Annotated in this window: 20 protein-coding genes; 12 read left to right on the plus strand and 8 right to left on the minus strand. The window is 67.7% G+C overall.

Features of this window, described 5'->3' with window-relative positions; all coding sequences use genetic code 11:
* Positions 1 to 30 precede the first annotated feature (30 nt).
* From dapC to cls, 6 genes are all read left to right on the plus strand, one after another.
* The gene (gene dapC, locus CFB40_RS11160) at positions 31 to 1,263 is read left to right on the plus strand and encodes a succinyldiaminopimelate transaminase (protein WP_089425695.1); all 1,233 of its coding nucleotides are present in this window, start codon (positions 31 to 33) and stop codon (positions 1,261 to 1,263) included.
* A gap of 43 nt (positions 1,264 to 1,306) precedes the next feature.
* Positions 1,307 to 2,134, plus strand: a complete 828-nt coding sequence (gene dapD / locus CFB40_RS11165) for a 2,3,4,5-tetrahydropyridine-2,6-dicarboxylate N-succinyltransferase (RefSeq protein WP_089425696.1) — start codon at positions 1,307 to 1,309, stop codon at positions 2,132 to 2,134.
* Positions 2,134 to 2,502: an ArsC family reductase gene (locus CFB40_RS11170; RefSeq protein ID WP_039342680.1), complete on the plus strand. Its 369-nt coding sequence runs from the start codon at positions 2,134 to 2,136 to the stop codon at positions 2,500 to 2,502. Before dapD ends, CFB40_RS11170 begins: the two co-directional genes overlap by 1 nt.
* 90 nt (positions 2,503 to 2,592) lie before the next feature.
* Positions 2,593 to 3,732 carry a succinyl-diaminopimelate desuccinylase gene (dapE, locus tag CFB40_RS11175; protein ID WP_047850710.1) on the plus strand — a complete coding sequence of 380 codons (1,140 nt, stop codon included), beginning with the start codon at positions 2,593 to 2,595 and terminating at the stop codon, positions 3,730 to 3,732.
* A gap of 11 nt (positions 3,733 to 3,743) precedes the next feature.
* Positions 3,744 to 4,652, plus strand: coding sequence for a 50S ribosomal protein L3 N(5)-glutamine methyltransferase (gene prmB, locus CFB40_RS11180; protein WP_089425697.1), 909 nt, complete (start codon positions 3,744 to 3,746; stop codon positions 4,650 to 4,652).
* Positions 4,653 to 4,760: 108 nt separating this feature from the next.
* Positions 4,761 to 6,200, plus strand: a complete 1,440-nt coding sequence (cls, locus tag CFB40_RS11185; RefSeq protein WP_089425698.1) for a cardiolipin synthase — start codon at positions 4,761 to 4,763, stop codon at positions 6,198 to 6,200.
* Positions 6,201 to 6,266: 66 nt separating this feature from the next.
* Here the strand turns inward: cls and CFB40_RS11190 are convergent, their stop codons facing one another.
* Entirely contained in the window at positions 6,267 to 6,746 is a 480-nt protein-coding gene (locus CFB40_RS11190; RefSeq protein WP_089425699.1) for a glutathione peroxidase, read from the minus strand.
* Positions 6,747 to 6,882: 136 nt separating this feature from the next.
* Here CFB40_RS11190 and CFB40_RS11195 point away from each other — a divergent pair, with 136 nt between their 5' ends.
* On the plus strand, positions 6,883 to 8,820 hold the full coding sequence (locus CFB40_RS11195) for an ATP-binding cassette domain-containing protein (protein ID WP_089425700.1): 1,938 nt from the start codon (positions 6,883 to 6,885) through the stop codon (positions 8,818 to 8,820).
* 191 nt (positions 8,821 to 9,011) lie between these two features.
* Here CFB40_RS11195 and CFB40_RS11200 read toward each other — a convergent pair whose 3' ends face one another.
* From CFB40_RS11200 to alr, 3 genes are all read right to left on the minus strand, one after another.
* Positions 9,012 to 9,278, minus strand: coding sequence for a DUF2866 domain-containing protein (locus CFB40_RS11200; RefSeq protein WP_039342663.1), 267 nt, complete (start codon positions 9,276 to 9,278; stop codon positions 9,012 to 9,014).
* A 146-nt stretch (positions 9,279 to 9,424) separates the two neighbouring features.
* Positions 9,425 to 10,801, minus strand: coding sequence for a DNA repair protein RadA (gene radA, locus CFB40_RS11205; protein WP_089425946.1), 1,377 nt, complete (start codon positions 10,799 to 10,801; stop codon positions 9,425 to 9,427).
* A gap of 11 nt (positions 10,802 to 10,812) precedes the next feature.
* Complete coding sequence (gene alr / locus CFB40_RS11210; RefSeq protein ID WP_069248292.1) at positions 10,813 to 11,883, minus strand: alanine racemase; 1,071 nt, start codon at positions 11,881 to 11,883, stop codon at positions 10,813 to 10,815.
* Positions 11,884 to 12,101: 218 nt separating this feature from the next.
* Between alr and lplT the strand changes: the two genes are divergently transcribed.
* The gene (gene lplT, locus CFB40_RS11215; RefSeq protein WP_089425701.1) at positions 12,102 to 13,409 is read left to right on the plus strand and encodes a lysophospholipid transporter LplT; all 1,308 of its coding nucleotides are present in this window, start codon (positions 12,102 to 12,104) and stop codon (positions 13,407 to 13,409) included.
* 58 nt (positions 13,410 to 13,467) lie between these two features.
* Positions 13,468 to 14,277: a bifunctional hydroxymethylpyrimidine kinase/phosphomethylpyrimidine kinase gene (thiD, locus tag CFB40_RS11220; RefSeq protein WP_089431236.1), complete on the plus strand. Its 810-nt coding sequence runs from the start codon at positions 13,468 to 13,470 to the stop codon at positions 14,275 to 14,277.
* Between the two features lie 18 nt (positions 14,278 to 14,295).
* On the opposite strand, the gene CFB40_RS11225 is transcribed toward thiD, so the two are convergent.
* From CFB40_RS11225 to tsaB, 4 genes are read right to left on the minus strand one after another with little or no spacing between them, the layout of a single operon-like run.
* Positions 14,296 to 15,261, minus strand: a complete 966-nt coding sequence (locus tag CFB40_RS11225; RefSeq protein WP_089431237.1) for a DUF1853 family protein — start codon at positions 15,259 to 15,261, stop codon at positions 14,296 to 14,298.
* Positions 15,258 to 16,166, minus strand: a complete 909-nt coding sequence (locus tag CFB40_RS11230; RefSeq protein ID WP_089431238.1) for a uracil-DNA glycosylase — start codon at positions 16,164 to 16,166, stop codon at positions 15,258 to 15,260. Before CFB40_RS11230 ends, CFB40_RS11225 begins: the two co-directional genes overlap by 4 nt.
* Complete coding sequence (gene rimI, locus CFB40_RS11235; RefSeq protein ID WP_089425705.1) at positions 16,153 to 16,653, minus strand: ribosomal protein S18-alanine N-acetyltransferase; 501 nt, start codon at positions 16,651 to 16,653, stop codon at positions 16,153 to 16,155. Before rimI ends, CFB40_RS11230 begins: the two co-directional genes overlap by 14 nt.
* Complete coding sequence (gene tsaB, locus CFB40_RS11240) at positions 16,650 to 17,417, minus strand: tRNA (adenosine(37)-N6)-threonylcarbamoyltransferase complex dimerization subunit type 1 TsaB (RefSeq protein WP_089431239.1); 768 nt, start codon at positions 17,415 to 17,417, stop codon at positions 16,650 to 16,652. Before tsaB ends, rimI begins: the two co-directional genes overlap by 4 nt.
* A 148-nt stretch (positions 17,418 to 17,565) precedes the next feature.
* Between tsaB and CFB40_RS11245 the strand changes: the two genes are divergently transcribed.
* The 3 genes from CFB40_RS11245 (at position 17,566) to aceA (ending at position 21,468) form a co-directional block, all read left to right on the plus strand.
* Positions 17,566 to 17,835 (plus strand): acyl-CoA-binding protein, encoded by a 270-nt coding sequence (locus CFB40_RS11245; RefSeq protein ID WP_089431240.1) that lies wholly within the window; start codon positions 17,566 to 17,568, stop codon positions 17,833 to 17,835.
* 363 nt (positions 17,836 to 18,198) lie between these two features.
* Positions 18,199 to 19,749, plus strand: coding sequence for a DEAD/DEAH box helicase (locus CFB40_RS11250; protein ID WP_089431241.1), 1,551 nt, complete (start codon positions 18,199 to 18,201; stop codon positions 19,747 to 19,749).
* A gap of 411 nt (positions 19,750 to 20,160) precedes the next feature.
* A complete protein-coding gene (aceA, locus tag CFB40_RS11255) occupies positions 20,161 to 21,468 on the plus strand; it encodes an isocitrate lyase (protein ID WP_069248300.1) in 1,308 nt (435 codons plus the stop codon).
* The last annotated feature ends 142 nt before the right edge of the window (positions 21,469 to 21,610 follow it).

Below are 21,610 nucleotides of genomic sequence, written 5' to 3' on the forward strand. Positions count from 1 at the left end.
CCGCCGCTTCTTTCGCTCCAACCGGCCGCGATGGCCGCTTCGCCCGTGAACCCTCGACTCGACTCGCTCCAGCCCTATCCCTTCGAAAAGCTGCGCGCCCTGTTCAAGGACGTGACGCCCTCCGGCGCCCTCAAACCGATCAGCTTCGGCATCGGCGAGCCCAAACATGCGACCCCGGCGCTGATCCGCGACGCCGTGGTGGCCGCGCTCGACGGTCTCGCGTCGTACCCGGCCACCGCCGGCTCGGACGCGCTGCGCACGTCGATCGCGCACTGGCTCGAGCGCCGCTACGGGCTGCCGGCCATCGATCCGGCCACGCAGGTGCTGCCCGTGTCGGGGTCGCGCGAGGCGCTGTTCTCGCTCGCGCAGACGGTGATCGACGCCCGCCCGGCCGAACAGGGCGAGAAGGCGATCGTACTCTGTCCGAATCCTTTCTATCAAATTTACGAGGGCGCGGCGCTGCTGGCCGGTGCCGAACCCTATTTCGCGAACAGCGACCCGGCCCGCAACTTCGCGTGCGACTACGCGTCCGTGCCGGACGCAGTCTGGGCGCGCACGCAACTGCTGTACGTGTGCTCGCCGGGCAACCCGACGGGCGCCGTGCTGACGCTCGACGACTGGCGCGAGCTGTTCGCGCTGTCCGACCGCCACGGTTTCGTGATCGCGTCCGACGAGTGCTATTCGGAAATCTATTTCGACGAAGCGGCGCCGCCGCTCGGCGGCCTCGAGGCCGCGCACCGCCTCGGCCGCGGCTTCGAGCGGCTCGTGATGCTGTCGAGCCTGTCGAAGCGCTCGAACGTGCCGGGCATGCGCTCGGGCTTCGTCGCCGGCGACGCTGCGCTGCTGAAGAAATTCCTGCTGTACCGCACGTACCACGGCGCGGCGCTGTCGCCGGTCTGGCAGCACGCGAGCATCGCCGCGTGGAACGACGAGGCGCACGTGCGCGAGAACCGCGCGCTGTACCTGCAGAAGTTCAATACCGTCACGCCGATGCTTGCCGACGTGATCGACGTAAAGCTGCCCGACGCGGCGTTCTACCTGTGGGCCAACGTGTCGCGCACCGGGCTGTCGGACACCGAGTTCGCCCGCCGCCTGTACGCCGACTATAATGTGACGGTTCTGCCCGGCTCGTACCTGGCGCGTGATGCGCACGGCACGAATCCGGGCCGCGATTTCATCCGGATCGCGCTCGTCGCGGGCACCCCCGAATGCGTCGAGGGCGCGCAACGCATCGTCGATTTCTGCCGCTCTCTCGCGCGGTAATCGTCCATCCGATCAATTCCATCCATCTCCTGCGAAAACGAACATGTCGCAACAACTTCAGCAAATCATCGATACCGCCTGGGACAACCGCGCCGAGCTGTCGCCGAAGGCCGCACCGGCCGACGTCCGCGAAGCCGTCGCGCACGCGATCGAGCAGCTCGACAAAGGCGCGCTGCGCGTGGCCGAGAAGGTCGACGGCAACTGGACCGTGCACCAGTGGCTGAAGAAGGCCGTGCTGCTGTCGTTCCGCCTGGAGGACAACGCGCCGATGCCCGCCGGCGGCTACTCGCAGTTCTACGACAAGGTGCCGTCGAAGTTCGCGAACTACACCGCTGAAGATTTCGCCGCGGGCGGCTTCCGCGTCGTCCCGCCGGCCATCGCGCGCCGCGGCTCGTTCATCGCGAAGAACGTCGTGCTGATGCCGTCGTACACCAACATCGGCGCGTACGTCGACGAAGGCACGATGGTCGACACGTGGGCAACGGTCGGTTCGTGCGCACAGATCGGCAAGAACGTGCACCTGTCGGGCGGCGTCGGCATCGGCGGCGTGCTCGAGCCGCTGCAGGCGAACCCGGTCATCATCGAAGACAACTGCTTCATCGGCGCGCGCTCGGAAGTCGTCGAAGGCGTGATCGTCGAGGAAAACTCGGTGATCTCGATGGGCGTGTACCTCGGCCAAAGCACGAAGATCTACGACCGCGAGACGGGCGAAGTCAGCTACGGCCGCATCCCGGCCGGCTCGGTCGTCGTCGCCGGCAACCTGCCGTCGAAGGACGGCTCGCACAGCCTGTACTGCGCGGTGATCGTCAAGAAGGTCGACGCGAAGACCCGCGCGAAGGTCGGCCTGAACGAGCTGCTGCGAGGCGACTGATGGCAAAGCCGCACACCGTGGTCGTCTACGGCATTCCGAACTGCGACACCGTGAAGAAGGCCCGCGTGTGGCTCGACGATCACGGCGTCGAATTCGAGTTTCACGACTTCAAGAAGCTCGGTGTCAGCGCACCGCTCGTCGAGGACTGGCTGAAGGACGTGTCGCTCGACGCGCTCGTCAACAAGCGCGGCACGACGTGGCGCGGCCTGGACGACGCGATGAAGGCGGCCGCCGAAACGAAGGCCGGCGCGGTCGCGCTGATGATCCACAAGCCGTCGGTCATCAAGCGCCCCGTGCTAGTGATCAACGGCCGCGTGAAATCGCTCGGCTTCGTGGCCGATCAATACGCGGCGCTGTTTGCCGCATAGGGCTGCCCGCGCTGCGCCTGTCGGCGCAGCCCGACGTCTTGTCGCTGCCGGCCACCGCGCCGGCATTTTTTATCGAAAGTGGTCCGAACCATGTCCGCCACCCTAGCCCTTACCGAACAGCTGATCGCCCGCGCGTCCGTGACGCCCGACGACCAGCATTGCCAGCAGATCATGACCGAGCGCCTCGCCGCGCTCGGCTTCGAATGCGAGACCATCGCGTCGCACGGCGTGACCAACCTGTGGGCCGTCAAGCGCGGCACCGACGGCCGCGACGGCAAGCTGCTCGCGTTCGCGGGCCACACCGACGTCGTGCCGACCGGCCCGCTCGAGCAGTGGAGCTCGCCGCCGTTCATCCCCGCCCATCGCGACGGCAAGCTGTACGGCCGCGGCGCGGCCGACATGAAAACGTCGCTCGCGGCATTCGTCGTCGCGTCCGAGGAATTCGTCGCTGCCCATCCCGGCCACCGCGGCGCGATCGCGTTCCTGATCACGAGCGACGAGGAAGGCCCCGCCACCGACGGCACCGTGAAGGTCGTCGAGCTGCTCGAAGCGCGCGGCGAACGCATGGACTACTGCATCGTCGGCGAGCCGACGTCGACCACCGAGCTCGGCGATGTCGTGAAGAACGGCCGCCGCGGCTCGATGTCGGGCGAACTCGTCGTCAAGGGCGTGCAGGGCCACATCGCGTATCCGCACCTCGCGAAGAACCCGATCCACCTGCTCGCGCCGGCGCTCGCCGAGCTCGCCGCCGAGCAGTGGGACGAAGGCAACGAATACTTCCCGCCGACCACCTGGCAGGTGTCGAACCTGCATGCCGGCACCGGCGCGACCAACGTGATCCCCGGCCACGCCGACCTGCTGTTCAACTTCCGCTTCTCGACCGCCAGCACGGTCGAAGGCCTGCAGGCACGCGTGCACGCGATCCTCGACAAGCACGGCCTCGAATACACGCTGAAGTGGTCGGTGAGCGGCCTGCCGTTCCTCACGCCGCGCGGCGAGCTGTCGGGCGCGCTGGAAAACGCGATCCGCACCGAGACCGGCATCACGACCGAGCTGTCGACCACGGGCGGCACGTCGGACGGCCGTTTCATCGCGCGCATCTGCCCGCAGGTGATCGAGTTCGGCCCGCCGAACGGCAGCATCCACAAGATCGACGAGCACATCGAAGTGCGCTTCGTCGACCCGCTGAAGAACGTGTACCGCCGCGTGCTCGAACAACTGATCGCCTGATGGAGCCTCGCATGACGACACCTTTTGCCACTGTTCGCGACCTGCTGCGCTACGCGGTCACGCGCTTCTCGAAGGCGAAGCTCGCGTTCGGCCACGGCTCCGACAACGCGTACGACGAAGCGGCCTACCTCGTGCTGCGCACGCTCGACCTGCCGCTCGACACGCTCGAGCCGTTCCTCGACGCGCGGCTGCTGCCCGACGAAATCGCGGCCGTGCTCGCGGTGATCGAACGGCGCGCGACCGACCGCGTACCGGCCGCGTACCTCACGCATGAAGCGTGGATGCACGGCCACCGCTTCTACGTCGACGAACGCGTGATCGTGCCGCGCTCGTTCATCGGCGAACTGCTCGACGACGGGCTGCAACCGTACGTCGCCGACCCCGAGCAGGTCGGCGCGGTGCTCGAGCTGTGCACGGGCTCCGGCTGCCTCGCGATCCTCGCGGCGAGCGCGTTCCCGAACGCCGAGATCGACGCGGTCGACCTGTCCGACAAGGCGCTCGAAGTCGCCGAGATCAACGTGCGTGACTACGGCCTCGAAGACCGCGTCACGCTGCACCACGGTGACCTCTACGCGCCGCTGCCCACGTTCCGCACCGACCCGGGCTCGCGCTACGACGTGATCCTGACGAACCCGCCGTACGTGAACGCGTCGTCGATGGCCGCGCTGCCGCCCGAGTACCGGCACGAGCCGGAGATGGCGCTCGCGGGCGGCGATGACGGCATGGACATCGTGCGACGCATCGTCGCCGAGGCCCATCGCTGGCTGCACGACGACGGCGTGCTCGTCGTCGAGATCGGCAACGAGCGCGAGCACGTCGAAGCCGCGTTCGGCGGCCTCGAGCTCACGTGGCTGCCCACCAGCGCGGGCGACGACGCCGTGTTCCTGATCCAGGCGTCGGACCTGCCCCGCAAGGCCTGAGCCTTCCCGGCTCGCCCACCGTGCGGTGCACCGTTGCGCCGCACGGTTGGGTAAGATGCGCGTAGGCGGCCGCCCGGCCGCGCGACCTCAGGAGTCCGACACGCGCCCATGACCCTCGACTGGCTACATCTCGGCACCCTGATCCTGACCATCCACGTGCTCGGGATCGTCGCGGCGTTCCACGCGATCATGAATACACGCACGTCGCAAGGCGCGATCGCGTGGGCCGTCTCGCTCGCGGCCATGCCGTACCTGACGCTCATTCCGTACCTGTTCCTCGGCCGCAGCAAGTTTTCCGGCTACGTCGACGCCCGGCGCCACGAGCTGGAAATGTTGCGCATGCACACACCGCGCTCGCCCTGGCTCACCACCGACGCGACCGACGGGCCGGCCGCCGACGCAATCGGCCAGGCCGCGGTGCTCGCGCTCACGCGGCTCGGCGGCATGCCGTTCCTCGGCGGCAATTCGGTGCGCACGCTCGTGAACGGCGACGCGACGTTCTCGGCGATCCTGGCGGCCATCGACGCCGCGCGCGACTACGTGGTGGTCCAGTTCTTCATCGTGCGCGACGATGCGCTCGGCCGAATGCTGCGCGACTCGCTGCTCGCGCGCGCGGCGGCCGGCGTGCGCTGCTGCCTGCTGTACGACAGCATCGGCAGCTTCGACCTCCCGCACAGCTACGTCGACACGTTGCGCCGGGGCGGCGTCGAGGTTCATCCGTTCGCGACCAACCGGAAGTTCGTCAACCGCTTCCAGCTCAACTTCCGCAACCACCGCAAGATCGTCGTCGTCGACGGCAATCGGGCGTTCGTCGGCGGCCACAACGTCGGCGTCGAGTATCTCGGCGCGAAGCCGCGCCTGTCGCCGTGGCGCGACACGCACATCGAGATTCGCGGCCCGGTGGTCGCGAGCATCCAGTACGTGTTCGCCGAAGACTGGCACTGGGCAACGCAGAAGCTGCCGCCGCTCGCGTTGCCGCCGCCCGCGCAGCCCGGCGACAACATGCATTGCCTCGCGGTGCCGATGGGGCCGGCCGACAAGCAGGAGACGGGCTCGCTGTTCTTCGTCGAGGCGATCAACGCCGCGCGCGAGCGGGTCTGGATCACCACGCCGTACCTCGTCCCCGACGAAGCCGTGATTTCCGCACTGAAGCTCGCCGTGATGCGCGGCGTCGACGTGCGCATCCTGATCCCGAGCCGGCGCGACCACTATGTGGTATTCGAAGCGTCAAAGCTGTACGCGCGCGACCTGGTCGATGCGGGCGTCAAGGTGTTCCGCTACCGGCCCGGCTTCCTGCACCAGAAGGTCGTGCTGATCGACCGCATCGCGGCGGCGATCGGCAGCGCGAATCTCGACAACCGCTCGTTCCGCCTCAATTTCGAGATCATGGTGCTGACCGTCGACCGCACATTCGCCGACGAAGTCGAGACGATGCTCGATGCCGATTTCGCGCAGGCGTACGAGGTCGATGCGAGCGAATACCGCCAATCGCCCGCCTGGCGACGCATCGCGATGCACGTCGCGCGGCTGTTCGCACCGATCCTCTAACGGCCTAGACGACGGCGGCGGCGCCCGTGCGATCCGCACCGGCGCCGCGAACGCCGCCGGCAGCCGTCACAGCAGCTTGTCGATATCCGCGGCGATTTCGTCCGGCTTGGTCGACGGCGCGTAGCGCTTGACGATGCGCCCTTCACGATCGACCAGGAACTTCGTGAAATTCCACTTGATCGCCTTGAGGCCGAGAATGCCGGGCGCCTCGTCGGTCAGGTAGCGGTACAGCGGATGCGCATGGTCGCCCTTCACGTCGATCTTCGCGAACATCGGGAATGTGACGCCGTAATTGCGCTCGCAGAACGCACCGATCTGCGTGGCGTCGCCGGGCTCCTGCTTGCCGAACTGGTTGCACGGGAAGCCGAGCACATAGAAGCCGCGCGCCGCGTACTGGTCGTACAGCTTCTGCAGGCCCGCGTACTGCGGCGTGAAACCGCACTCGCTCGCGGTGTTGACGATCAGCAGCACCTTGCCGCGATATGCGTCGAGCGAGGCCGGCGCGCCGGCAAGCGTCTCTGCGCTGAACGAATACAGGGTGGACATCGGGCACTCCTTTTACGAAACCGGATCGACGTGGAGTCTAGGCGAAATTGCCCCGTTGCGGCATCCGCCGAACGGCCAATGCCCGGCGCGAGCGGCGCGCAGTCTAGAATAGCGGTTTTGGCCAGTCATTTCCGCCGTGATCCGTTTCAATCAGTTCAGCCTTGCGCGCGGCACCAAGCCGCTGTTCGAGTCGACCTCCTTCGTGCTCAATCCCGGCGAGAAAGCCGGCCTGATCGGCGCGAACGGCGCCGGCAAGTCGACCCTGTTCTCGGTCCTGCGCGGCGAGCTGCACTCGGACGGCGGCGATTTCTCGATGCCGCCGTCGTGGCGGATCGCCCATGTGTCGCAGGAAACGCCCGCGGTCGACCGCTCGGCGCTCGACTACACGCTCGACGGCGACGCCGCGCTGCGCGAGATCGAGGCCCGTATCGCCGCCGCCTCCGCCGCGCATGACGGCGCCGCCGAAGCCGACGCGCACGCGGCGTTCGCCGACGCCGACGGCTACACCGCGCCTGCCCGCGCCGAGGCGCTGCTGCTCGGCCTCGGCTTCACGCTCGCGCAGACGCGCGAATCCGTCGCCAGCTTCTCCGGCGGCTGGCGCATGCGCCTGAACCTCGCGCAGGCGCTGATGTGCCGTTCCGACCTGCTGCTGCTCGACGAACCGACGAACCACCTCGACCTCGACGCGATCGTCTGGCTCGAAGACTGGCTGCACCGCTACCCCGGCACGCTCGTCGTGATCTCGCACGACCGCGAATTCCTCGATTCGATCTGCAACGTTACGCTGCATCTGGAAAACCGCCAGGTGAAGCGCTACGGCGGCAACTACTCGCAGTTCGAAGTGCTGCGCGCGCAGCAACTGGCGCTGCAGCAAAGCGCCTACGAAAAGCAGCAGAAGACGATCGAGCACCTGCAGAGCTTCGTCGACCGCTTCAAGGCCAAGGCGACCAAGGCCAAGCAGGCGCAGAGCCGGATGAAGGCGCTCGAGAAGATGGAGCTGATCGCGCCCGCGCACATCGCGTCGCCGTTCACGTTCGAATTCCGCACGCCCGATGCCGCGCCGAACCCGATGATGGTGATGGAAGACGTCCGCTGCGGCTACCACGCCGACGGCGGAGCGGAAATCCCGATCGTCGAGCGTGTCGCGCTGTCGATCCAGAACGGCCAGCGCATCGGCCTGCTCGGCGCGAACGGCCAGGGCAAGTCGACGCTGATCAAGACGCTGGCCGGCACGCTCGCGCCGCTGTCGGGGCACGTCCGCGACGGCAAGGGGCTGACGATCGGCTATTTCGCGCAGCACCAGCTCGAAACGCTGCGCGAAGATGATTCCCCGCTCGCGCATCTGGCGCGGCTCGCGCCCGACACGCGCGAGCAGGAACTGCGCGACTTCCTCGGCGGCTTCAACTTCTCGGGCGACATGGCGACCACCCCGGTCGGGCCGTTTTCGGGCGGTGAAAAGGCACGCCTCGCGCTCGCGCTGATCATCTGGCAGAAGCCGAACCTGCTGCTGCTCGACGAACCGACCAACCACCTCGACCTCGAAACGCGCCATGCGCTGACGATGGCGCTCGCGCAGTTCGAAGGCACGCTGATCCTCGTCTCGCACGACCGTCACCTGCTGCGCGCGACGACCGACCAGTTCATGCTGGTCGCGAAGCACCGGCTGCAGCCGTTCGACGGCGACCTCGACGACTACCGCGACTGGCTGCTGCAGCACGCGGCCGAGCAGCGCGCGGCCGCGAAGGCCGATAGCGCGGCGTCTTCGGGCGCGGGTACGGGTGCCGCAGCCAACCGCAAGGACCAGAAGCGTCAAGCAGCCGAGGAGCGGCAGCGCCTGTCGGTGCTGAAGAAGCCGCTGCAGACGCGCATCACGAAGCTCGAAAAGGAAATGGAGACGCTGCACGCGGAGAAGGCCCGCCTCGACGCATTCGTCGCCGATCCGGCGAGCTACGAGGCTGAGCGCAAGACGGAACTGACCGAGGCGATCCGCAAGCTCGGGGACGTCAACACGCGTCTCGAAACGGTCGAGGCCGACTGGCTCGCCGCGCAGGAAGAGCTCGAGCAGATCGGCTGACCGCCGTCGCGGCGCGCAGCCGACCGATGCGCCCACCAGCCCGGCGTGCCGGCTGGCGCCGCGCCCCCTCGGCATCGCAGCACCTCGACAGACCATCGGGCCGTGGGCGGCCCCAGATGTGACAAGGCCGGGCGCGCCGGCCCGGCCTGTTCATTCATTACCGCAATCACCCAATTCGCCGAGTTGCCGGCTCAACGCCGCGGCAACGTGTCGCGCGGCATCTGCTCGTCGTCGCCCATCAGGTGCCGGCGCCCTTCGGTCGGCCGCCGGATCGCCGCGGCGACTTCCGCTTCCGTCACGTCCTCGGACACGACCTTGCGCGCCAGGCGCCCCTCGTCGTCGATCCATTCGACGATCCGGCATCCGCCGCCCCAGGGCTGGCGAATCGGCTCCGACACGCGGCAGCCACGCAGGTTGTAAAGGCGTCCGCTCGGCGCTTCCCCATACGATTTCAACATAGGATCCCTTCGCATTGCGCGGTTCGACAATCCGGCAAAGGATAGGGAAAAGCGATGTCCGGCGGGTTACATAACCCTACATCTTCTTTACAGCGAATTACGCGACAGATCGCCCGCTCAGATGACACGGGCGCCTGCCGCGCCGGTCACTCGAGATCGCGCACGCGGTCGATCGCCTGCTCGAGCCGATCGACGGCCATCACGTTCAGCCCTTCGATCGGCTGCTTCGGCGCATTCGCCTTCGGAATCAGCGCGGACGTGAAACCGAGCTTCGCCGCCTCGCGCAGCCGTTCCTGCCCGCGCGGGGACGGCCGGATCTCGCCCGCCAGCCCGACTTCACCGAACACGATCAGCCCCTTCGGCAGCGCCTTGTTGCGCATCGACGAATGGATCGCCAGCAGCACCGCGAGGTCAGCGGCCGGCTCGGTGATCTTCACGCCGCCCACCGCGTTGAGGAACACGTCCTGGTCGAAGGCCGCGATGCCGGCGTGCCGGTGCAGCACCGCGAGCAGCATCGCGAGACGGTTCTGCTCGAGGCCGACCGCGAGCCGGCGCGGGTTCGGCACGTGCGCCGTATCGACGAGCGCCTGGATTTCGACGAGCAGCGGGCGCGTGCCTTCCTGCGTGACGAGCACGCACGAGCCGGGCACGACCTGCTCGTGCTGCGACAGGAACAGCGCGGACGGATTCGCGACGCCGCGCAGCCCACGCTCGGTCATCGCGAACACGCCGAGCTCGTTGACCGCGCCGAAGCGGTTCTTGAACGCGCGCACGAGCCGGAACGACGAATGCGTATCGCCTTCGAAGTACAGCACCGTGTCGACGATGTGCTCGAGCACGCGCGGGCCGGCCAGGTTGCCCTCCTTCGTCACGTGCCCGACCATGATGATCGCGGTGCCCGACTGCTTCGCGATACGCGTGAGCTGCGCCGCGCACTCGCGCACCTGTGCAACCGAGCCCGGCGCCGACGTGAGCGCTTCCGAATAGACGGTCTGGATCGAGTCGATCACGGCCACATCCGGCCGTTCCGCGTCGATCGCGGCCTGGATCTTCTCGAGCTGGATCTCGGCGAGCAGCTTCAGCTCATCCGCCGCCGCACCGCCGTCGAGCAGCGCAAGCCGTTGTGCGCGCAACGCGATCTGCGCGGCCGATTCCTCGCCGCTGATATAGAGCGCGCGCCGCTCGCTCGCGATGTCCGCAAGCGACTGCAGCAGCAGCGTCGACTTGCCGATGCCCGGATCGCCGCCGATCAGCACGACACCGCCCGGGACCAGCCCGCCGCCGAGCACGCGGTCGAATTCGCCGATGCCGGTCGAGAAGCGCGGCACGTCGGCCGCTTCGATGTCGACGAGACGCTGGACGGGCGCCCGCTTCGCGAGCGACTGGAAACGATGGGCAGCGGGCGATTCGGCGACCGACTCAACCAGCGTGTTCCAGGCCTGGCACGACGGGCATTGGCCCTGCCACTTCGGGGTCTGTCCGCCGCATTCGCTGCAGACGTATACGGTTTTCTGTTTGGCCACGCGCAACGCCCTTATTCCGCGCGCACGGGCACGCGGCCGGCGACCGCGCACATCAGCTCGTAGCCGATCGTGCCGCAATGGCGGGCGACGTCGTCGATCGGCAGCGCGTTGCCCCACAGCTCGACGCGCGCGCCGACGCCGGCCTGCGGGCACGGGGTCAGGTCGACGGTGATCATGTCCATCGATACGCGACCGACGATCCGCGTGCGGATGCCGTCGACGATCACCGGCGTGCCTTCGGGCGCGACCCGCGGATAGCCGTCCGCGTAACCGCACGCGACCACGCCGATCCGCATCGGCGCCTGCGCGGAGAACGTCGAGCCATAGCCGATGGCCTGGCCCTTCCCGATCGTCTGCACCGCGATCAGCTCGGATGCGAGCGTCATCGCGGGCTTCAGCCCGGTATCGGCGATGTCGGACGACAGCCCGGACGGCGACGCGCCGTACAGTACGATCCCCGGGCGCACCCAGTCGAAGTGGGTATCCGGATGCCACAGCACGGCCGCGGAATTCGCGAGGCTGCGCGCGCCGGCGATGCTTTCCGCGCCGCGCTCGAACGTCGCGAGCTGCTCGGCGACGCCGCGCTCGTTGTCCGCATCCGAAAAATGGGTCATCAACGTGATCTGGCCGATCCCGGGGCACGCGCGGGCGCGCTCCCATGCGGCACGGTATTTTTCCGGCTGGTAGCCGAGCCGGTTCATCCCGCTGTTCATCTTGAGCTGCACGTTGACGGGCTTCGACAGCCGCGCCGTTTCCAGCATCCGCATCTGCTCGTCGTTGTGGACGGTCGTCGTCAGGCTGTAGCGGTCGATCACGTCGATGTCGGTCGAGCGGAAGAACCCTTCGAGCAGCAGGATCGGGCCGGCCCAGCCGAGTTCGCGCAGCTTGACGGCCTCGTCGAGGTCGAGCAGGCCGAAGCCGTCGGTGCCGCGCAGGCCGGGAAACACACGCGCGAGCCCGTGACCGTACGCGTTGGCCTTGACGACCGCCCAGACCTTGGACGGGCCGGCAAAGCGGCGGACGACGGAGAGATTGTTCGCGAGAGCGGCGGTATGGATGGTGGCGGAGATCGGGCGCGGCATGGGAAATTTACGTAAAGACGCTTGCGAATCATCAGCTTACCGCGCCTTTTGAGCACTGAAGCCGACAATTTGCGGAACGATCGGGGAATCTTGCTAGTCCGAATTGGCGTATTTTCATGTTATAAAGCCGTGCGCACAACCCATTTCGAACGGAATAAGCCGATCGCATACTAGGCGGCCTACGCGGCCCTGCCGCAGCGACGAAAGCATCGCATCAGATGAAAAAAGGTTTTTACACCATCATGGCCGCGCAGTTTTTCTCGTCGCTGGCCGACAATGCGCTCCTCATCGCCGCCATCGCCCTGCTGAAAGACCTCCACGCCCCCAACTGGATGACACCGCTGTTGAAGCTGTTCTTCGTGTTGTCCTATGTGGTGCTGGCGGCCTATGTCGGCGCCTTCGCGGATTCGCGCCCGAAGGGCCGCGTGATGTTCATCACCAACTCGATCAAGGTCGTCGGCTGCATGATCATGCTGTTCGGCGCCCACCCGTTGATTGCGTACGGGATCGTCGGCTTCGGCGCCGCGGCCTACTCGCCCGCGAAATACGGCATCCTCACCGAGCTGCTGCCGGCCGACCGGCTGGTCGCCGCGAACGGCTGGATCGAAGGCACGACCGTCAGCTCGATCATCCTCGGCACCGTGCTGGGCGGCGCGCTGATCAGCCCGCACATCGCGTCGCACGTGATCGCGCACACGCCCGCCTGGATCGGCACGCCCGCCGAAGCGGCGATGGCGATCATCATGGCGATCTACGTGATCGCCGCGCTGTTCAACCTGCGCATCCCCGATACGGGCGCCCGCTACCCGAAGCAGGAACGCGGCCCGGTCAAGCTCCTCACGGATTTCGCCGACTGCTTCATGGTGCTGTGGCGCGACAAGCTCGGCCAGATCTCGCTGGCGGTCACGACGCTGTTCTGGGGCGCCGGCGCGACGCTGCAGTTCATCGTGCTGAAGTGGGCTGAAGTGTCGCTCGGCATGTCGCTGTCGGAAGGCGCGATCCTGCAGGCCGTGGTCGCCGTGGGCGTCGCGGCCGGCGCAATCGCCGCCGCCGCCCGAATCCCGTTGAAGAAGTCGCTGACCGTGCTGCCCGTCGGCATCATCATGGGCATCGCGGTGATGCTGATGGCGTTCTACACGCGCGACCTGTTCCCGTCGCACTGGGCCGTGCACATCGGCCACCTGCGCATGCCCGTGTACCTGATCATCGCGTACATCTTCCTGATGTGCGTCGGCGCGTTGTCCGGCTACTTCGTCGTTCCGATGAACGCGCTGCTGCAGCACCGCGGCCACGTGCTGCTGTCGGCCGGCCACTCGATCGCGGTGCAGAACTTCAACGAGAACCTGTCGGTCCTCGTGATGCTGTGCCTGTATGCGGTGCTGGTGTGGCTCGACGTGCCGGTCGGCGTCGTGATCGTGCTGTTCGGCACGTTCGTCTGCCTGACGATGTGGCTCGTGATGCGCCGCCACCAGGCGAACCAGCGCCAGTTCGACTCGGTCGCGCTGATCGGCGAATCGCGGCACTGACGCTACACTTCCCGTTTCCGTCCGCCGGCGCCGGTCCTCGAACCGGCGCGTCGCCCTCATGACGCACCCGATACCCAACATCCTGACGATCGCCGGCTCCGATTCGGGCGGCGGCGCAGGCATCCAGGCCGACCTGAAGACCTTTTCCGCGCTCGGCGCGTATGGCGCGAGCGTGATCACCGCGCTGACCGCGCAGAACACCCGCGGCGTGACGGGCGTGCATGCGCCGGACGCGGCGTTCGTGACCGCGCAACTCGACGCGGTGTTCGGCGATATCCGTATCGATGCGGTCAAGATCGGGATGCTCGCGAACGCGGCGATCGTGCACGCGGTCGCCGACGCGCTGCGGCGCTACGCGCCGCGCTTCGTCGTGCTCGACACGGTGATGATCTCGAAGAGCTCGCACGCGCTGCTCGCACCCGATGCCGTCGACGCGTTGCGCGATGCGCTGCTGCCGCTCGCGACGGTCGTGACGCCGAACCTGCCCGAAGCGGCCGCGCTGCTGAACGATGTGCCCGCAACCACCGAAGACGACATGGTCCGGCAAGGTCAGGCACTGTTACAGACGGGTGCGCGCGCCGTGCTGATGAAAGGCGGCCACCTGCCGGACGCGTCCGCGAGCCCCGACTGGCTCGTGGAAGCGACCCGCACCGTGCGGCTCGACGGCGCACGCGTGCCGGTCAGCAACACGCACGGCACCGGCTGCACGCTGTCGTCGGCGATCGCCGCGCTGCTGCCGCAGCAGCCCGACCTCGAAAGCGCGCTGCGCGAAGCCAAGACCTACCTGACCGGCGCGATCACCGCGAGCGGCCGCCTCGACGTCGGCCACGGCGTCGGCCCCGTCCATCACTTCCATCGCTGGTGGTGAGCGCCGGCTGACGCGGCGTCAGTGATCCTGCGCCGCGAACGCCCGGGCACGCACCGGCCAGTCGTCCGGCACGACGAAGCCGCGCGCCGTTTCGCGCCACGTGCCGTCACTGCCCTTTTCATGAATGCCGATCAGCGCAGGCGCCTCGCGCGTCGTCAACACCGACGGCAATTCCAGCGTGGCCGCCAGCGTTTCGGGTTCGAATCCGCTACCGACGGCAGCCAGTCGCGGCGCTAGCCACGCAAGCCGCGGCAACACGCTCCATGCGACGCCGGCACGCTGAGCGGCCGCCCAGGCCGGCCACTGCGCGTGCGTGAGCCAGAAACCGTGCGGGTGATCCGGCGCGATTTCCGCGGACACCGGCGGCAGCGGCGCGCCATGCGGATAGAACAACCAGCCCTTGATGAACATCTGCGCGTCGGACGGCGCGCCGTAGCCGAGCCGCGCAAACCCGTCGCGATCGCCGAGCCGCAGCTGGTGCTCGAGCAACCGGCGGCGCTTGCGGTCGAACCGGTCGACGAGGTTGGGGCCAACGAAATCGGCAAGCGATGCGCCGGCTTGCACCGGCGCGCACAGGTAGCACTTCACCGCGAGTTCCCAGTGCAGGCGCCGCCCGTCCGGTGCGTCGACGAGAAAATCGACTTCGCCGAGCGTCTTGCCGTTGCTGCGCAGCGGCAGATTGGCCGCGACGAGCCGCAGCGACGGCCCGTGCGTCAGGAAATACTCGAGCAGGCATTCGGCATAGCGGCCGAGGCGGGTGGGCCGGAAGCCGTCGAGCGCGCGATGCAGCGGCTCGGGCTGCGCATCGAGCGCGGCGAGCCATGCTTCGACGGCCGACTGTCCCACCGCATCCAGCCACGGGCGCGCCAGCGGCGCGTCCGGCACCGCGGTAAGCAAGCTCGGGCTGGCCAGCAGCCAGCCCAGATCCCGAACCGCGACGTCGTGCAGCGTATCGACGAATGCGCACGCCGCGCCGGTCGTCATTGTCCGGCCGGCCCGTTCGCGTCGCCGCCCTCTGCGCGCCGGAACGTGTCGCGCGCGAGGCACAGGTCGGCCCACGCCTTCGACTTGTCCTGCAGGCTGCGCAACAGGTACGCCGGATGGTAGGTCACGATCACCGGCACGCCTTCGTACGCATGCACGCGGCCACGCAGCGACGCAATGCTCGCGTCCGTCTTCAGCAGCGTCTGCGCGGCGAAGCGGCCGAGCGCGACGATCAGCTTCGGCTTCACGAGCGCAACCTGGCGCTGCAGATACGGCTCGCAGCTCGCGACCTCGTCCGGCTCCGGATTGCGGTTGCCGGGCGGCCGGCACTTGATCACGTTCGCGATGTACACGTTGTCGCCGCGCTTGAGCGACAGCGAATGCAGCATGTTGTCGAGCAGCTTGCCGGCCTGGCCGACGAACGGCTCGCCCTGCTTGTCCTCGTTCTCGCCCGGCGCTTCGCCGATCAGCATCCAGTCCGCTTCGCGGTCGCCGACGCCGAACACGGTGTTGGTCCGCTTCTCGCACAGACCGCACAGCGTGCAGTCGGCCACGCGCGCGGCCAGCGCATCCCAGTCGAGCGCGGCAACCGGCGTACCGACGGGACGCGCTTCGGCCATCGGCACGGGATCGCCCGGCGGCGCCGCGTCGAACCACGCGAAATCGTCGGGTCCGGCAGGCGGCATGTCATCCATCGGCGGCATCGTGTCGGCCGACGCGACCGGCGTAACCGGTGCAGGCCGCCCGGTCGCGACGGCCGGTGCGGCGTCCACCCCACCGGTTTGCGCGGCGGCGTGCGCTTTGGCTGTCGCGCCCTCGTCCGTGCCTGCATCCGCGCCTTGCCCGCGCCGCACCCAGATCTGCGCAAGGCCCATTTCCTCGAGCGCCGCTTCAGCCCATGCCATGCGCGTCCCCTTCGTCCTTGTTCAGCGTCAGACGCATCACGATCGCGTCCTCCCGGCTGCGATGCTTCGCCGGGTAATAATTCTTGCGCCGGCCGATCGTCAAGAAGCCGAAACGCTCGTACAGATGGATCGCGCGCGGATTGGACGGCCGCACCTCGAGCAGCACGCCGTCGAGCCCTTCCGCGCGCGAAATGCGCACGGCCTCGCGCAGCAGCGCCAGGCCCGCGCCCGCGCACTGCGCGGCCGGCGCGACGCACAGGTTCAGCAGGTGCATCTCGTCGACCACGGGCATCAGCACGCAATAGCCGATCAACGAACCCGTCACGTGCCGCAGGCACACGCCCAGATAGCCGTTGCGCAACGAATCCTCGAAATTGCCGCGGCTCCACGGGAATTCGTACGCGACGTGCTCGATCGCGACGACCTCGTCGAGATCGGCATCCGTCATCGGCGCCAGATAGCGGTCGCTCAGCAGTACGCCCGTCATCCCTTCGCTCCGCCCGTCTGCGCGGCCCGTGCCGCGACGCGCTCGGCGGTGGTCTGCGCGACCTTGTCGCGCACGTACTCCGGCGCCGCCTGATCGGCCGGCACCGCGCGGCCGGCGCGGAACGCACGCAGGGCGGCATGGGCGACCGCCAGCGCGTGCGGCATCGCGTCGCCGTCGATCACGGCCGCGCGCGCCGCAGCCGGCAACTGCGCGCCGAACGCGGCGGCCGCATTGCCCGCGAGCGTGAACGGCACATCGGGCACGCCGACGGCGCCCGGCGCATCGAGCGAAGCCGGATGCAGCGTGCGCCAGTCGCCGGTACTGTCGTCCCACGCGAAATCCGCCCAGTAGGCTTCATCCATCCGCGCATCCAGCGCGGCCAGCACGCGGGTCGTGCCGGGCGCGCGCAGCCGCGCGTGCTCGGCGCACGCGAGCAGCGTGCCGATCGGCACGACCGGCAGCCCGCGCCCGAACGCGAGACCCTGGGTGATGCCCGTCGCGGTACGCAGGCCCGTAAACGAGCCGGGGCCTGCGCCGAACGCGATCGCGTCGCAATCGGCGAGCGTCAGCCCCGATTCGGCGAAAAGGTCCTGGATGGCCGGCAGCACGCGCGTGCTCGACACGGCGCCCGTCAGCTCGTGGCGGACCCAGGTTTGCGGGGTGGGAACGGCGTCATCGGCGTGGGCCGAGCGCAGCAGCGCGACCGAGCAGTATTCGGTCGACGTATCGATGGCGAGGAGCACTGTTTGCGTCATGGGCGACATTGTAATGCGGCGCCCCGCTCCCACGGGCGATCGGGCCCGATCCGTGCGTGTGCGCCGCACCGGGCGGCGGTTTGGAAGGATCGCTCGACCCCGCGCGGCGGTCCGCTTGTTAAGATCGCCCGACCTTAAACCCTTACGGAGACACCCGATGAGCGAACTCACCGCCCAATTCGACCAGGCCCAGATCGACGTCAAGCAACTGACGGAACGTCCGGGCAACCTGACCCTGCTGCGCCTGTACGCTCTCTTCAAGCAAGCGACCGACGGCGACGCCCATGGCGACAAGCCGGGCTTCACCGACATCGTCGGCAAATACAAGTACGACGCCTGGGATGCGCTGAAGGGCACGTCGCAGGATGCGGCGAAGCAGCAGTACATCGAACTCGTCGAATCGCTGAGGAGCGGCACGGCTTCCTGACCGAATCGCCCCCTGCCGCAATAGGCAATCAAATCAGTGGCGCAGCGCAGCAAATCTCTTTATAATGCTGCCTGCGTCATCTTCCGCGCTCGGCTCGCAAGCCGTTCCGGCCTGACGCCTCGTAGCGTTAAGCTCCAATCCGGTTTAGAACCTGTCCCCTCCTGCTTCGACCTTCACGGTCGTCACTTATCAGGCTGGCGGCCACGCTCCTGAAGCGCGCCGCACCCAAAACAGCTTCTAATGCCTCATCCGCCGACGGTTCGGCGGATTGCACCCCCGTTTCCCGATTTGCTCGCTGAATCCGACGACTTGGGTATGCGCGATTGGCGCCGACGTTTCACCCACTGTGTTTCAAGGATTGTTATGACTTCGAGCATCAACTCCAGCCCGCTCAACGCGATCGCCGACCAGGCGCTCGGTCTCGACGACGCCGCCGCACCGGCCGCGGTCGAACCGGCGTCGGACGAGCCGAGCTTCGCGTCGCTCGGGTTGTCGCCGGAGATCGTCTCCGCGCTGCAGGCCGCCGGCTATGTGAAGCCGACGCCGGTCCAGCAGCGCGCGATTCCGGCCGGCATCGCCGGCCGTGACCTGCTGGTCTCGAGCCCGACCGGTTCGGGCAAGACCGCCGCATTCATGCTGCCCGCGATCGAACGTTTCGCGCAGCTCCAGAAGGCGCAGGCGCAGCAACCGCGCGCGCCGCGCGAACCGAACCAGGGCGACCGCCGCGCGCGCCGCCCGCAACCCGTCGCGCGCCCGGGCCTGCTCGTGCTGACGCCGACCCGTGAACTCGCGATGCAGGTCACCACGGCCGCAACGACCTATGGCAAGCACCTGAAGCGCCTGCGCACGGTCAGCATCCTCGGCGGCGTCGCCTACGGCCAGCAGCTGATGCTGCTCGCGAAGAACCCGGAAATCCTGGTCGCCACGCCGGGCCGTCTGCTCGACCACCTCGAGCGCGGCCGCATCGACCTGTCCGAGCTGAAGATGCTCGTCCTCGACGAAGCCGACCGCATGCTCGACATGGGCTTCATCGACGACATCGAAACGATCGTTGCCGCCACCCCCGAGTCGCGCCAGACGATGCTGTTCTCGGCCACGCTCGACGGCAAGATCGGTTCGCTGACGAGCCGCCTGCTGAAGGATCCGGAACGCATCGAGATCCAGCAGCGCCTCGAGTCGCGCGCGAACATCGCGCAAACCGTGCACTACGTCGACGACCGCGACCACAAGGATCGCCTGCTCGATCACCTGCTGCGCGACGACGCGCTCGACCAGGCGATCATCTTCACGGCGACCAAGATCGACGCCGACCAGCTCGCCGGCCGTCTCGCCGACGCAGGCTTCGAATCGGCCGCGCTGCACGGCGACCTGCCGCAGGGCGCGCGTAACCGCACGATCCGTGCGCTGCGCGAGCGCCGTGTGCGCGTGCTGGTGGCCACCGACGTCGCGGCACGCGGCATCGACATCCCGGGCATCACGCACGTGTTCAACTACGACCTGCCGAAGTTCGCGGAAGACTACGTGCACCGTATCGGCCGTACGGGCCGTGCAGGCCGTTCGGGCACGGCCGTGAGCCTCGTGCACCACGCCGAGCAAGGCGCGCTCAAGCGCATCGAGCGTTTCGTGCGCGCGCCGCTGCCGGTCAACGTGATCGAAGGCTTCGAGCCGCGCAAGGCGCCCCCGCGCAACGGCGGCACCGGCGGCCGTGGCCGTCCGGGCGGCGGTAACGGCGGTCGTCGTTTCGGCGGCAAGCCGGGCGGCGGTTATGGCGGCAGCGGTAACGGCAGCGGCCGCAGCTACGGCGGCGGCAATGGCGGCGGCTGGAGCGGCAAGCCGGGTGGCAGCCGTGACGGCGGCCCGCGTCGCGACGGCCAGCGCAGCGGTGGCCCGCGTCGCAGCAACTCTGCGTCGTAAGCACGCACGGGCGGCCACCGGCCGCCCTACGGAGGGCAGGCCCGCGGATAACCGCCCTGCCCATCCAGCCAACCGGCGCATCCGCGCCGGTTTTTTTTCGCCCCGCCCCAAATTTCACGATGCGGAAAATTTTTTTGCGTCGTAAAAAATCATGCTGCGCGGCACAACCCGGGCGATTGCGGGATGGAAAAAAGCATTTCTTATCCTGAAATAATGATTTCAAGATATTGATTTAAAACAACTAAAAATTTATCCCACCCCGCGGCCGGCCCCCTGTCCTGCTCCAGTCGATTTGCCTAGACTCTTATACAAGACCTCACGAACCGGAACGCACCGCTCCCGGCTTCGAGAACAGCGTCAACACCGTCAGAGTCAACCCATCAGGCATCGCACCGCATCAAGGAGCTCATCATGTCGCGACAGCAACAGGCACAGGAACTGCAAAAGCAATGGGAAACCGATCCGCGCTGGAAGGGCATCAAGCGCAGCTACTCGGCTGAAGACGTGGTCCGGCTGCGTGGTTCGATTCCGATCGAGCACACGCTCGCCAAGCGCGGCGCGGAAAAACTGTGGAGCCTCGTCAACAACGAGCCGTTCGTCAACGCACTCGGCGCACTGACCGGCAACCAGGCGATGCAGCAGGTGAAGGCCGGCCTGAAGGCGATCTACCTGTCCGGCTGGCAAGTGGCCGGCGACGCGAACGTCGCGGGCGAAATGTACCCGGACCAGTCGCTGTACCCGGCAAACTCGGTGCCGCTTGTCGTGAAGCGCATCAACAACACGCTGACGCGCGCCGACCAGATCCAGTGGTCGGAAGGCAAGAACCCGGGCGACGAAGGCTATGTCGACTTCTTCGCACCGATCGTCGCCGACGCGGAAGCCGGTTTCGGCGGCGTGCTGAACGCGTTCGAACTGATGAAGGCGATGATCGAAGCCGGCGCGTCGGGCGTGCACTTCGAGGACCAGCTCGCTTCGGTGAAGAAGTGCGGCCACATGGGCGGCAAGGTGCTCGTGCCGACGCGCGAGGCCGTCGCGAAGCTGTCGGCTGCGCGTCTCGCGGCCGACGTGATGGGCACGTCGACCGTGCTGGTCGCCCGCACCGACGCGGAAGCAGCCGACCTGATCACGTCCGACGTCGACGACAACGACAAGCCGTTCCTGACGGGCGAGCGCACGGTGGAAGGCTTCTTCCGCACCAAGCCGGGCATCGAGCAGGCGATCTCGCGCGGTCTGGCGTACGCGCCGTACGCCGACCTGGTCTGGTGCGAAACGGGCAAGCCGGATCTCGAGTACGCGAAGAAGTTCGCGGAAGCGATCCACAAGCAGTTCCCGGGCAAGCTGCTGTCGTACAACTGCTCGCCGTCGTTCAACTGGAAGAAGAACCTCGACGACGCGACGATCGCGAAGTTCCAGAAGGAACTCGGCGCGATGGGCTACAAGTTCCAGTTCATCACGCTGGCCGGCTTCCATGCGCTGAACTACTCGATGTTCAACCTCGCGCACGGCTATGCCCGCACGCAGATGAGCGCGTTCGTCGAACTGCAGCAGGCCGAGTTCGCAGCCGCGGACAAGGGCTTCACGGCCGTCAAGCACCAGCGCGAAGTCGGCACCGGCTACTTCGACGCGGTGACGCAGACGGTCGAGCGCGAAGCATCGACCACCGCGCTGCACGGCTCGACCGAAGACGAGCAGTTCTTCGACGGCAAGAAGGTCGCGTAAGCCGAAAAGCACGACGCGCCACGCGTCATGCCGATGCCCGCCCCGTCTCGCGGCGGCGCGGCATCGGCCACCGGACAACAATCAGGGAGGAGACGGCAGGCGCGCGATCCCGATCGCGCGACCGGCCGCGCGGCCTGCGGGC

Origin of the sequence: Burkholderia sp. AU31652 (assembly GCF_002223155.1) — a bacterium.
GTDB lineage: Bacteria > Pseudomonadota > Gammaproteobacteria > Burkholderiales > Burkholderiaceae > Burkholderia.

Coding starts and splice junctions, on each gene's coding strand:
- dapC (WP_089425695.1), top strand. CDS start 31: ATGGCCGCTTCGCCCGTGAACCCTCGACTCGACTCGCTCCAGCCCTAT.
- dapD (WP_089425696.1), top strand. CDS start 1,307: ATGTCGCAACAACTTCAGCAAATCATCGATACCGCCTGGGACAACCGC.
- CFB40_RS11170 (WP_039342680.1), top strand. CDS start 2,134: ATGGCAAAGCCGCACACCGTGGTCGTCTACGGCATTCCGAACTGCGAC.
- dapE (WP_047850710.1), top strand. CDS start 2,593: ATGTCCGCCACCCTAGCCCTTACCGAACAGCTGATCGCCCGCGCGTCC.
- prmB (WP_089425697.1), top strand. CDS start 3,744: ATGACGACACCTTTTGCCACTGTTCGCGACCTGCTGCGCTACGCGGTC.
- cls (WP_089425698.1), top strand. CDS start 4,761: ATGACCCTCGACTGGCTACATCTCGGCACCCTGATCCTGACCATCCAC.
- CFB40_RS11190 (WP_089425699.1), bottom strand. CDS start 6,746: ATGTCCACCCTGTATTCGTTCAGCGCAGAGACGCTTGCCGGCGCGCCG.
- CFB40_RS11200 (WP_039342663.1), bottom strand. CDS start 9,278: ATGTTGAAATCGTATGGGGAAGCGCCGAGCGGACGCCTTTACAACCTG.
- alr (WP_069248292.1), bottom strand. CDS start 11,883: ATGCCGCGCCCGATCTCCGCCACCATCCATACCGCCGCTCTCGCGAAC.
- lplT (WP_089425701.1), top strand. CDS start 12,102: ATGAAAAAAGGTTTTTACACCATCATGGCCGCGCAGTTTTTCTCGTCG.
- thiD (WP_089431236.1), top strand. CDS start 13,468: ATGACGCACCCGATACCCAACATCCTGACGATCGCCGGCTCCGATTCG.
- CFB40_RS11225 (WP_089431237.1), bottom strand. CDS start 15,261: ATGACGACCGGCGCGGCGTGCGCATTCGTCGATACGCTGCACGACGTC.
- CFB40_RS11230 (WP_089431238.1), bottom strand. CDS start 16,166: ATGGCATGGGCTGAAGCGGCGCTCGAGGAAATGGGCCTTGCGCAGATC.
- rimI (WP_089425705.1), bottom strand. CDS start 16,653: ATGACGGGCGTACTGCTGAGCGACCGCTATCTGGCGCCGATGACGGAT.
- tsaB (WP_089431239.1), bottom strand. CDS start 17,417: ATGTCGCCCATGACGCAAACAGTGCTCCTCGCCATCGATACGTCGACC.
- CFB40_RS11245 (WP_089431240.1), top strand. CDS start 17,566: ATGAGCGAACTCACCGCCCAATTCGACCAGGCCCAGATCGACGTCAAG.
- CFB40_RS11250 (WP_089431241.1), top strand. CDS start 18,199: ATGACTTCGAGCATCAACTCCAGCCCGCTCAACGCGATCGCCGACCAG.
- aceA (WP_069248300.1), top strand. CDS start 20,161: ATGTCGCGACAGCAACAGGCACAGGAACTGCAAAAGCAATGGGAAACC.